The 11,696-nt window shown below is 70.7% G+C and carries 9 protein-coding genes and 1 pseudogene; 4 read left to right on the top strand and 6 right to left on the bottom strand.

Annotated elements, in window-relative coordinates:
• The 3 genes from KDH83_RS26135 to ppc form a co-directional block, all read right to left on the bottom strand.
• The coding region (locus tag KDH83_RS26135) for a FecR domain-containing protein (protein WP_212321012.1) at positions 1–614 on the bottom strand (614 nt) is incomplete at its 3' end.
• Between the two features lie 6 nt (positions 615–620).
• Positions 621–1,145 (bottom strand): sigma-70 family RNA polymerase sigma factor, encoded by a 525-nt coding sequence (locus KDH83_RS26130; RefSeq protein ID WP_212321010.1) that lies wholly within the window; start codon positions 1,143–1,145, stop codon positions 621–623.
• A gap of 136 nt (positions 1,146–1,281) precedes the next feature.
• Positions 1,282–4,137 carry a phosphoenolpyruvate carboxylase gene (gene ppc / locus KDH83_RS26125; RefSeq protein WP_212321008.1) on the bottom strand — a complete coding sequence of 952 codons (2,856 nt, stop codon included), beginning with the start codon at positions 4,135–4,137 and terminating at the stop codon, positions 1,282–1,284.
• A gap of 252 nt (positions 4,138–4,389) precedes the next feature.
• On the opposite strand from ppc, the gene queC reads away from it, so the two are divergent.
• Positions 4,390–5,109 carry a 7-cyano-7-deazaguanine synthase QueC gene (gene queC, locus KDH83_RS26120; protein WP_212321006.1) on the top strand — a complete coding sequence of 240 codons (720 nt, stop codon included), beginning with the start codon at positions 4,390–4,392 and terminating at the stop codon, positions 5,107–5,109.
• A gap of 100 nt (positions 5,110–5,209) precedes the next feature.
• On the opposite strand, the gene KDH83_RS26115 is transcribed toward queC, so the two are convergent.
• Positions 5,210–6,424 (bottom strand): MFS transporter, encoded by a 1,215-nt coding sequence (locus KDH83_RS26115; protein WP_249205365.1) that lies wholly within the window; start codon positions 6,422–6,424, stop codon positions 5,210–5,212.
• A gap of 26 nt (positions 6,425–6,450) precedes the next feature.
• Positions 6,451–6,996 (bottom strand): GNAT family N-acetyltransferase, encoded by a 546-nt coding sequence (locus KDH83_RS26110; protein ID WP_212320996.1) that lies wholly within the window; start codon positions 6,994–6,996, stop codon positions 6,451–6,453.
• Between the two features lie 173 nt (positions 6,997–7,169).
• On the opposite strand from KDH83_RS26110, the gene KDH83_RS26105 reads away from it, so the two are divergent.
• The 3 genes from KDH83_RS26105 (at position 7,170) to ilvD (ending at position 10,984) form a co-directional block, all read left to right on the top strand.
• Entirely contained in the window at positions 7,170–8,060 is an 891-nt protein-coding gene (locus tag KDH83_RS26105; protein ID WP_212320994.1) for a LysR family transcriptional regulator, read from the top strand.
• Positions 8,061–8,094: 34 nt separating this feature from the next.
• The gene (locus KDH83_RS26100; RefSeq protein WP_249205363.1) at positions 8,095–8,988 is read left to right on the top strand and encodes a helix-turn-helix transcriptional regulator; all 894 of its coding nucleotides are present in this window, start codon (positions 8,095–8,097) and stop codon (positions 8,986–8,988) included.
• 133 nt (positions 8,989–9,121) lie between these two features.
• The gene (gene ilvD, locus KDH83_RS26095; protein WP_212320993.1) at positions 9,122–10,984 is read left to right on the top strand and encodes a dihydroxy-acid dehydratase; all 1,863 of its coding nucleotides are present in this window, start codon (positions 9,122–9,124) and stop codon (positions 10,982–10,984) included.
• Between the two features lie 499 nt (positions 10,985–11,483).
• Here the strand turns inward: ilvD and KDH83_RS26090 are convergent.
• Positions 11,484–11,696: pseudogene (locus tag KDH83_RS26090) on the bottom strand (LLM class flavin-dependent oxidoreductase); the annotation flags it as partial.

Below are 11,696 nucleotides of genomic sequence, written 5' to 3'. Positions count from 1 at the left end.
CCCTCGAACACCGCCACGCGCGCATCCTCGTCGTATTCGCGGACCGTGAAGCGCGTGCCCAGCGCCTGCACGGTGCCGTGCCGGCTGCGCACCCGGAACGGCCTCGGCATGGCGGCGGGATCGGGCGCGGTGGCGACCAGGATTTCACCCGCCAGCAGCACCACCAGGCGCTCGTTCGCGTCAAAGCGCAGGTCGATCGCCGTGCCGGTGGACAGCGTGAGGCGCGTACCGTCGGGTAGCGTCAGCGCGCGGATTTCCCCGGTGCCGCTGTGATAGTCGGCCGTGACGCCGCGCCAGGCGTCGGTGCCGCGCAGGGCATAGCCGGAACCCGCCAGCAGCGCGCCCAGCCCCAGCAGGCGCATGGCGCGGCGCCGTCCCGTGCCGGATACGGCGCGGCGCAAGGCATGGCCGCCCGCCTGCGGCTGCACGCCCGCCAGCTTGTCCTCGAACGCCAACAGGGTTTGCCAGGCCCGTTCATGATCGGGATGCTGCGCCCGCCAGCGCGCGCAGTCGGCGCGGTCCTGCTCGCTGGCGTCGTCCGACCACAGGCGGGCCATCCATTCGGCGGCGCGCCGGGCGATGGCGGGATCGACAGCAAGCGTGGCGGCGGGCATGGCCGGCTAGTCGCGCGGCAGCGCCAGCTGGGCCTGACAGCAGGCCAGCAGGGCGGTCGCCACGTACTTTTCCACCGACGAGACCGAGACCCGCAGGCGCGCGGCGATGTCGCGGTAGCTCATGCCGTCCAGCTTGCGCAGCAGCAGGGCCTCGCGCGCCTTGGGCGGCAGGCCGTTCAGCACGGCGTCGATATCGATCAGGGCCTGCACCGCCAGCGCGCAATCCTCGGCGGACGGCGCCAGCGGCTGCGGCAGCCGGGCCAGCGCTTCCAGGTAGGCGGCCTCGATCTGGCGGCGGCGGTACAGGTCGATCACCAGTCCCTTGGCGATCTGCGCCAGATGCTGGCGCGATTGCTGCGGCTCGGGCATGCGGCCGCTGCTCAGGATGCGAAGGTAGGTGTCGTGCGCCAGGTCGGCGGCGTCGAAGGCATTGCCCAGCCGGCTGCGCAACCAGCCGCGCAGCCAGCCGTGGTGTTCGGCATACAGGCCTTCGATGCCCTGGCGCGGCAGGGCGGATTCTTGGACCGACATGGGGATGCCTCCGGCGCGGCGGCGCCGAGGGCCTTGCGCTGAAAATGAGAATAATCCTCATTCTATAGCGCGAGTGGCGGCCCCGGCAATGCCGGCGCCGCCGCGCGGAAGGCGGGCCCGCCGAGGGGCGCGAGCCTCAACCCGAGTTGCGCAGCCCCGCCGCGATGCCGTTGATGGTCAGGTGGATGGCGCGCTGCACGCGTTCGTCCACCGCCGCGTCCGGTTCGCGCTGGGCGGCGCGGTGGCGGCGGATCAGCTCGATCTGCAGGTAATTCAGCGGATCGATATAGGCGAAGCGTTCGCGCAGCGAGGCCTGCAGCATGGGATTGTCGGCCAGCAGCTCGCGCTGGGTCAGCAGCTTGAGCATGGCCAGCGTGCGGCCGTGCTCGGCGCTGATGGCGCCGAAGATGCGCTCGCGCAGCGCCCGCTTGGGCACCAGCTGGGCGTAGCGCGCGGCGATGGCCAGGTCGGACTTGGCCAGCACCATTTCCATGTTCGACAGCAGCGTGCGGAAGGCCGGCCACTCGCGCGCCATCTCGCGCAGCTGCGCCAGCCGCGCGCGGCGCGAGGCGGGGGCGCCCGGCGCGCCGGTTTCCAGATAGGCCTCGATGGCCGAGCCCATGCCGTACCAGCCGGTCAGCATCAGCCGGCATTGCGCCCAAGAGAAGCCCCAGGGTATGGCGCGCAGGTCCTCGATGCGCTGGCCCTTCTTGCGCGAGGCCGGGCGCGAGCCGATGTTCAGGCCGGCGATTTCGCTGATGGGCGTGGACGCGAAGAAGTACTCGGCGAAGCCCGGCGTTTCGTAGACCAGGCCGCGATAGGTGCGCTGCGCGGTCTCGGACATGAAGGACATGGCCTGGCCATGGCGCGCCATGTGCGCGTCTTCGGCGCTGGCGGCCTCGGCGCGCGGCGCCAGGCTGGATTCGAGCGTGGCCGCGACCAGCAGCTCAAGGTGCCAGCGGCCGATCTCGGCGTCCTTGTACTTGCTCTGGATCACTTCGCCCTGCTCGGTCAGGCGCAGCTGGCCGGCCACCGTGCCCGGCGGCTGGGCCAGGATGGCGTCGAAGCTGGAGCCGCCGCCGCGTCCCACCGAGCCGCCGCGGCCGTGGAACAGGCGCAGGCGCACATGGCGCACGGAGAACACGTCCACCAGCTCGCGCTCGGCCTGGTACAGCGACCAGTTCGAGGTCAGGAAGCCGCCGTCCTTGTTGCTGTCGGAATAGCCCAGCATGACTTCCTGCGCGCCATGCTGCGCGCGCTTCACGCGCTCGCGGATCTCGGGCAGGTCGAGCCAGGCCGCCATGATGGTCGCGCCGCGCTGCAGGTCGGGGATGGTCTCGAACAGCGGCACCACCATGAGGCCGTCGTCGTCCTGGATCGGCGCGCCGGCCGGCGCGATCAGGCCGGCTTCCTTCTGCAGCACCATCACTTCCAGCAGGTCGCTCAGCGTCTCGGTGTGGGACACGATGGTCTGGCGCACGGCCTGCTTGCCGTAGCGCGCCCGGCCGGCCGCGGCGGCGCGCAGCACCGCCAGCTCGCGGGTGGTGTCCTCGCTGTAGGCGATCCAGGGCGAGGCCAGCGGGCGCGCCTGCGCCAGCTCGGCGCGCAGCAGCGCCACGCGCGCGTCCTCGTCCAGCGCCAGGTAGTCCAGCGGCTGGCCTTCGTGTTGCGTGCCGGCGCGGGTGTACAGCTCGGCCAGCGCGCGCTCGTGCACGTCGGAACTCTGGCGCAGGTCCACCGTGGCCAGGTGGAAGCCGAACACCTCCACCGCCTGCAGCAGCCCGGCCAGGCGCAGCCGCACGATGGGCGCGCCGTGGTGGGCGGCCAGCGACTTGGCGACCAGCGCCAGGTCGGCGGCGAAGGCCTCGGGGCCGTCATAGGCCTGGGCCGCCACGGTGCTGCGGCGGGCCAGGTTCTGGCCGGTCAGGGCCTGGGCGGTGGCGGCCAGGCGGGCGTACACGCCGACCAGCGCGCGGCGGTAGGGCTCGTCGGCGCGGTGCGGCGAGTCGTCGCCGCTATGGTCGGCCAGCGCCTGCAGGTCCGGGTCGGCGGCGATCAGCAGCGTGGTCATGGACAGGTCCGCGCCCAGCGCGTGGACCTCCTGCAGATAGTGTTCGAACAGCACCGTGGCCTGGCGCAGCAGCGCGCGTTCCAGCGTGCCGGCGTCGACGTTGGGATTGCCGTCGCGGTCGCCGCCGATCCAGCTGCCCATGCGCAGGAACGGCTCCAGCGGTGGGGGCGGCGCGGCGAAGGGCTTGGCCGACTCGCGGTTCAAGAGGCGCGACAGGTCGCCGTACAGGCGCGGAATCGCCTGCAGGAAGGTGCTGCGGTAATAGGACAGCGCGTTCTCGATCTCGTCGGCCACCGTCAGGCGGGTGTAGCGCAGCATGCGGGTCTGCCACAGCGTGGCCACGCGGCCCAGCAGCGTGGCGTCGATCTCGGCCAGCTCCTCGGGGGTGAGCGTGGCGTCGCGGTGGGCCAGCGCCTGGGCGATCTCGCGGTGTTCGTCCAGCGTGCTCTTGCGCTGCACTTCGGTGGGGTGGGCGGTCAGCACCGGCATCACGCAGGCCTCGGCCAGCAGGCGGCGGATGCGGGCCGGGCCGACGCCGTGGCGGCCCAGCGTCTGCACGGTCTCGCGCAGGCTGCCGCGCGACGGCGCCGGGTCGGCCAGGGCGCGGGCGCGCTGGCGGCGGTTCTGGTCGCGGTCCTCGGCGATGTTGGACAGGTGCAGGAAGTAGCTGAAGGCGCGCGCCACCGAGTTCGGGTCGCTGCCCTGCAATCGCTTGACGCGCTCCTGCAGCAGCTTGCCGTCGGCGTCATTGCCCTCGCGGCGGAACTTCACCGCGGTGCGGCGCAGCGTCTCGATGGTGTCGAACACCCGCTTGCCCTCGCATTCCGCGATGACTGTCCCCAACAGCCGGCCCAACAGCCGGATATCGTGACGCAAGGGTTCAGCGGAATCGGACTGCGGGCGGCTGCTGCTGGCATTCATCGGGCGGGTATCCGTCGGACGGGGTGGATGGAACAGGGAGGGGGATCGGGGCTCCACGCCGCGCGCCATGTGCGCCTGCCGCCCCGGCGGGGCGGCGGTTTTCGTCTTGGGATGGCCCGGCGACGAAAAACGCGTGGAGCAACAACACCAGAAAGGAAAAGCGCTTCGATTTTACGCAGCGATCCTTACGGGAAACGCCGGGCGCTGCGTTAAAGTGCGACTGATCCCTTCGTAATTCGATAAACCCCCTTTATGCAAAACCATCAACGTCGCGCGCTCGTGCTGTTTTCCGGCGGGCAGGATTCCACCACCTGCCTGGCCTGGGCGCTGGAGCGCTATGCGCATGTGGAAACCGTGGCGTTCGACTACGGCCAGCGCCACCGCATCGAGCTGGACGCGCGCCTGACCGTGCTGGCCCGCATCCGCGAACGCTTTCCCGACTGGGCGCCGCGCCTGGGCGAGGACCATCTGCTGGACCTGAAGGTGCTGGGCCAGGTGGGCGACACCGCCATGACCAGCGACCGCGCCATCGAGATGCAGGCCAACGGCCTGCCCAATACCTTCGTGCCGGGCCGCAACCTGCTGTTCCTGACGCTGGCCGCCGCGCTGGGCTATCGCCGCCAGCTGGACGTGCTGGTGGGCGGCATGTGCGAAACCGATTTCTCCGGCTATCCCGATTGCCGCGACGACACCATCAAGGCGCAACAGGTGGCGCTGGGCCTGGGCCTGGGCGCGCGCGTCACCATCGAGACGCCGCTGATGTGGATCGACAAGTCCGAGACCTGGGCGCTGGCCCGCAAGCTGGGCGGCGACGCGCTGGTGGATATCGTGGTCGAGGACAGCCACACCTGCTACCTGGGCGAGCGCGGCGCGCGCCACGACTGGGGCTACGGCTGCGGCGAGTGCCCGGCCTGCAAGCTGCGCAAGGCCGGCTGGGCCAAGTGGGACGCGGGCGGCCGTCAGGCCGATTGACGTCCGGACGCGCCGGGGCTTGCGCGCCGGTGCGGTCCAGGGATTACGCGCATTCCGTGTTTCCGGCGCTCTGTGTTTTCGGCGCGCGCGGTGACGCGGCTCAGCCGCCCTGCCTGGCCCGTCCAATGAAGCGCCAGCGCAGGATCGCGGCGCAGGCCAGGATGCCGGCCGCGAGCGCGGTCGACAGGCCGATCGCGCCGCGCGCGCCATAACGCTCGACCATCTGCGCATAGGCCACCGGCGCGGCGGCGGTCAGCAGGAAGCTGGGGATCAGCAGTCCGCCCACCACCGCGCCGTAGCTGCGGTAGTCGAACAGCGCCAGCGGCAGCGTGCCGCGCGCGATGGTCAGCAGACCGTTGCAGGCGCCGTAGGCCAGCGCATAGACCGCCAGCATGGCCACGTCGCCATCCGAGGCCAGCGCCAGCGCGAAGGACAGCGGCAGCAGCAGGCACACGATCAGCGTCATTGTCAGCGGATGCAGCCGCCCGCCCAGCGCCACGTCGACCAGCCGGCCGGAGAACTGGCCCACGCCCCAGAGCGCGGCCACGCCCACGGCCGCCGTCGCCGCCAGCCCCAGGCCGGTCAGGATGGAGATCAGATGGGCGGCGTTGCCCGCCGCCAGGAAATTCGTCAGCATCGCGATCAGCGCGTACAAGGCGCCGGCCAGCCGGCGCTCGCCCTGGCTGCGCGCCAGGCCGCCAGCCGCCGCGCCGGCCTGCGGCGCGGACGCGGCGTAGCGCTGGCGCGGCAGCGCCAGGAACAGCGGCGCGGTCGCCAGCGCCAGCGCGCCATAGGCCAGCACCGCGCCGCGCCAGCCCAGCCATTCGGCGAGCAGGTGCCCGACCGGCCACATCACGGTGGACGCCAGCCCGCCGAACAGGGTGATCTGCGACATGGGCCGGCGGGCGGTCGGCCCGGCGGCGCGGGCCAGCGAGGCGAAGGCCGCGTCGTACAGGCTTAGCCGCATGCCCGTGCCCAGCACGGCCCAGGCCAGGTAATAGTGCGGCAGCGCATGGGCCGAGGCCAGCGCCACGCAGCCCAGCGCCGAGAGCACCGCGCCGGCCGGCATCACGCGGCGGCCGCCCCATCGATCCACCGCCACGCCGGCGATGGGCGAAACCAGCGCCATGGTCACGATGGCGGCCGAGAAGCCGCCATAGACGGCGGCCGAGTTCCAGCCCAGGCCGGCGGTGATCGCCGGACCGAGCGCGCCGATCAGGTAGAAGGTGACGCCCCAGCCGATCAGCTGGGACAGGCCCAGGCAGACGATGGCCCGGGCGCCGACCGGCGGACAGACGGGAGCGACGGAAGGCAGGCCGCCGGCCGCGTCCCGGGGCGGACTCACGGCCGGCCCGGCGGCGTGGCGTCGCCGTCGCCCAGCGCGCGCTGCATCAGCACCGTGTCGCGCCATTCGCCATGCTTGTGGCCGACCGACCGCAGCGTGCCCACGGGATGGAAGCCCTGGCTGGCGTGCAGCGCCAGCGAGGCCGCGTTGCGGCTGTCGCCCACCACGGCCAGCATCTGGCGCCAGCCCTCGGCCGCGCAGCGCTCGACCAGCGCGGCCAGCAGCTTGCCGCCGATGCCGAGTCCGCCGCGGCCGGTCTTCACGTAGACCGAGTCTTCCACCGTGTGGCGGTAGGCCGGGCGCGGGCGGTACGGCGTGGCGTAGGCATAGCCGACCACCTCGCCGTCGATCTCGGCCGCCAGGTAGGGCATGCCCTGGGCCAGCACGGCGGCGCGGCGCTGGCGCATTTCCTCGATGGACGGCGGATCCAGCTCGAAGGAGGCCGTGCCGTGCTGCACGTGATGGGCGTAGATGGCCTTGATGGCGGGCAGGTCGGCGTCGACGCTGTCGCGAACGAGGATGGCGGGGGCGGGGGCAGGCATGAAGGGCTCGACGCAGGAATAAAAAAACGGCGGAGGAAGTGCCGTCGGATCAAGGACCGCCGGCATCCGGGCCGACAGCGCAATCCATAAGCCGTCAGTGTGAGGCAAGCAGACCTATTAATAAAGCTTTGGTCTATTATGAATTACATAAGAAAAACTTTGGATTTGGGATCATGCGTGGACTGAACCTGGACCATTTGCGCATGTTCGCGCAGGTGGCGGAACTGGGCAGCTTTTCCGCCGCCGCCGAGCGCAACGGCGTGACGCAGCCGGCGGTCAGCCTGCAGGTGCGGCAGCTGGAGCGGCGCTACGGGCTGAAGCTGGTCGAGCGCGTCGGCCGGCGCGCCCGTCCGACGGCGGCCGGGCTGGAACTGCTCACGCACATCCGCGCCATCGACGCGACGCTGGCCCAGGCCGAGCAGGCCATGACGGCGCATGCCTCGCAGGTCAGCGGCCGGCTGCGGCTGGGCACGGGCGCCACCGCCTGCACCTACCTGCTGCCGCCGCTGCTGGCGGACCTGCGGCGGCGCTTCCCGGCGCTGGAGGTCGTGGCCAGCACGGGCAACACGGCCGACATGCTGCGCGGGCTGGAGAACAACACGCTGGATATCGGCCTGGTGACGATGCCGGCGCCGGGCCGCATGTTCCAGGTCGAGCCGTTGCTGGAGGACGAATTCGTGGCCATCTTTCCGGCGCGTGGCCCGATCGCGATTCCGGCCAGCGCCACGCCGCAGGCGCTGGCGGCGCTGCCGCTGGTGCTGTTCGAGCCGGGCGCGCGCACGCGGCGGCTGGTGGACGACTGGTTCGAGGAGGCCGGCCTGGCGGCCAAGCCGGTGATGGAGCTGGGCAGCACCGAGGCCATGAAGGAGATCGTGGCCGCCGGCCTGGGCTGCGCCGTGCTGCCCAGGCTGGCGGTGTCGGGCGCGGGCCGGCGCGACGCGCTGACCGTGTTGCCATTGGCGCCGCGCCTGGCGCGCACGCTGGCCATCGTCATGCGCGGCGACAAGCCACTCAGCCGCGGGCTGCGGCACTTGCGCGAGGCCTTGCTGGGCTTGCGGGCCTGAACGCCTAGAATGGGGTGTTCAACGGCATCCATCCATGAATCGTCGAAAAACGGACATCCCCCCACCGGCCGCCAGCGCCGCGCCGGCGCGCAGTCGCGCCGCCGCCAGCGGTGCCGGCGACGCGCCACGCAACGGTCCGCGCACGCCCGCGAACCTGGACCTGTTCCCCTACGAAGCCTCGGCGCGGCCCGTGGCCGGACTGGCGGTGGACTACGAGGACGGCCACCGCGTGCGCCGCCATCGTCATCGCCGCGCGCAGCTGCTCTACGCGATTTCGGGCGTGATGGTGGTGGAGACGGAGGCGGGCATCTGGGTGGTGCCGCCCACGCGCGGCGTGTGGGTGCCGGCCTGGGTGGCGCACGGCATCCGCATGAGCGGCGAGCCGCGCATGCGCACGGTGTTCGTCGAGCCGGGCGCGGCCGCGCACCTGCCCACGCAGTGCTGCGTGCTGTCGATCTCGCCGCTGCTGCGCGAGCTGATGGCGGCGGCGACCGAGGTGCCGCTGGATTGGCAGCCGGGCACGCGCGATGGCCGCCTGATGATGCTGCTGCTGGACGAGTTGCGCCAGGAGCCGGTGCTGCCGCTGCATTTGCCGCAGCCGGCCGAGCCCCGGCTGGCGCGCATTTGCCGCGCCATCGTGCGGCATCCGGAGCGGCAGGACGGCGTGGCCGACTGGGCCCTTGAATTGGGGGTGGATCCCAAGACGGTGCAGCGCCTGTTCCTGCGCCATACCGGCATGACCTTCGGCCGCTGGCGCCAGCAGGCGCGGCTGCTGGCGGCGATGGAGCGGCTGGCGCGCGGCGAGCGGGTGCTGGATGTGGCGCTGGACCTGGGCTACGAGAGTCCGAGCGCCTTCGCGGCCATGTTCCGCAAGGCCTTGGGCGAGCCGCCCAGCGCCTTCGCGGCGCGCGGCGCGGCGTCCGCCTGACGGCCGCCTGCCGGGCGCGGGCCGGACGCAAACCCGCCGCACAGCGGCCTCCCGGGCATGTCCTCAGGCGCGTGGGTGCGGAACCGGCGTATTATTTAGCGTTTCGCCGCCCGCTAACCGCCTGAGAAAGATCATGCCGCACTACCGTTCCCGCACCTCAACCCACGGCCGCAACATGGCCGGCGCCCGCGCCCTGTGGCGCGCCACCGGCATGAAGGACGGAGACTTCGGCAAGCCGATCATCGCGGTGGTCAACTCCTTCACGCAGTTCGTGCCGGGCCACGTGCACCTGCGCGACCTGGGCGCGCTGGTCGCCAAGGAAATCGAGGCCGCCGGCGGCGTCGCCAAGGAATTCAACACCATCGCCGTGGACGACGGCATCGCCATGGGCCACGGCGGCATGCTGTATTCGCTGCCGTCGCGCGAGCTGATCGCCGACTCGGTCGAGTACATGGTGAACGCGCACTGCGCTGACGCGATGGTCTGCATCTCGAACTGCGACAAGATCACGCCGGGAATGCTGATGGCAGCGATGCGCCTGAACATTCCGGTGGTGTTCGTGTCGGGCGGCCCGATGGAAGCGGGCAAGGTGAAGTCGCCGACGGACGGCTCGGTGATCGCCAAGATCGATCTGATCGACGCCATGATCAAGGCGGCCGATCCCAATGTGTCGGACGCGGACGTGGCCGAGGTCGAGCGCAGCGCCTGCCCGACCTGCGGTTCCTGTTCCGGCATGTTCACCGCCAACTCGATGAACTGTCTGACCGAGGCCATCGGCCTGGCGCTGCCGGGCAACGGCACGATCGTGGCCACGCACGCATGGCGCAAGGGCCTGTTCGAGCAGGCCGGCCGCCTGGTGGTGGATCTGTGCCGCCGCTATTACCAGGAAGAGGACGCGTCGGTCCTGCCGCGCAACATCGCCACCAAGAGCGCGTTCGAGAACGCGATGGCGCTGGACGTGGCGATGGGCGGCTCGACCAACACGGTGCTGCACCTGCTGGCCGCGGCGCAGGAAGCGGGCGTGGATTTCACGATGGCCGACATCGACCGCATTTCGCGCAAGGTGCCGTGCCTGTGCAAGGCGGCGCCGGCAACCGACAAGTACCACATTGAAGACGTGCATCGCGCGGGCGGCATCCTGGGCATCCTGGGCGAGCTGGCGCGCGCGGATCTGCTGGACCTGTCCTGCGGCAATGTGCACAGCGGCACGCTGGGCAATGCGATCGCGCAGTGGGACGTGGCGGGTGATGCCGGCGAGGCGGCGCAGAAGTTCTATCGCGCGGCGCCCGGCGGCATTCCGACGACGGTGGCGTTCAGCCAGGACGCGACGTTCCTGACGCTGGACACGGATCGCAAGACGGGTTGCATCCGCAGCAAGGAAAACGCATATTCGAAGGACGGCGGGCTGGCGGTGTTGTATGGCAACCTGGCCGAGAAGGGCTGCATCGTGAAGACCGCGGGCGTGGATGAGTCGCAGTGGGTGTTCACGGGACGCGCGCGGGTGTTCGAGAGCCAGGACGATGCGGTGGAAGGCATCCTGGGCGACAAGGTCGTCGCCGGCGATGTCGTGGTGATCCGCTACGAAGGGCCGAAGGGCGGGCCGGGGATGCAGGAGATGCTGTATCCGACGTCCTATCTGAAGTCCAAGGGGCTGGGCAAGGTGTGCGCGCTGTTCACGGACGGGCGTTTCTCGGGTGGCTCGTCGGGACTGGTGATCGGGCATGCTTCGCCGGAGGCGGCTGAGGGCGGCACGATCGGGCTGGTGGAAGACGGCGATGTGATCGAGATCGATATTCCGCAGCGCAAGATGCATCTGGCGGTGTCGGATGAGGTGCTGGCGCGGCGTCGCGAGGCGATGAACGCGCGGGAGAAGGCCTGGGAGCCGGTGGATCGGGAGCGGGTGGTGTCGCTGGCCTTGCAGGCTTATGCGGCGCTGGCGACTTCGGCGGATCGGGGGGCGGTGCGGGATCTTTCGCAGCTCAAGCAGAAGCGTTGAGGGTTTGGATTTTGGAGAAGACGGCGCCTTTGTGGCGCCGTTTTTTTTGGGGGCTTGAGTGTTGGCGGTTTGTGAGGCTGTTGTCTTCACTGCTGCTACTGCTGTTGCTGCTGGTGCTGTTGCTGGTGCTTCGTTGAGCGTTGTGTGCTGGCGCTTCGTGGGTCGCCCCTCGGGCGGGGCGGCGCGGCTGCTCGCGCCCACGATTGCGGTCCGGAGCCTTCGCTCCGGACTTCCCCTTCGTCATCCTCGTTGCCGCCTGCGGCGGCTGCCTTCGGATTCCCTCGGGCGCATCGAGGTTGCTCGCAGCCGCGCCGCCCCGCCCGAGGGGCTGCGAGTTTCGAGGGATGTGGCGTTGCTGGAGCCGTGGTCGGGGGCGGGGTTTGCGTCGCCCGCAGAAACTGGCCGCGCGGGCGGCCAGTTTCTGCATACGTGGTGGCTTGCGTCGTGGGGGTGTTGGTTGTGTGAGGTGTGTGTCGGGCCTTGTCTTGCGCAGTCACGCCTACCAATCCATATCCAGTGGCGGCACATCCTCATGCGACGGGAAGCGCGGCAGCACTTCCTCCGCCAATTCCTGGATGGCTTCGGCGGCGGGGCGGCGTGAGAACTGGATGCCCAGGGCGACGTGGTTGACGCCGGCAGTCTGCCATTGTGAGAGCAGATCGATGAGCGCGTGGCGGCCGATCTGCAGGATGAAACCGCCATGCAGCAGGGT

The sequence above is a fragment of the Achromobacter sp. Marseille-Q0513 genome (assembly GCF_018195695.1).
Lineage (GTDB): Bacteria > Pseudomonadota > Gammaproteobacteria > Burkholderiales > Burkholderiaceae_B > Achromobacter.
This window is presented reverse-complemented; position numbering and strand designations above follow the sequence as displayed.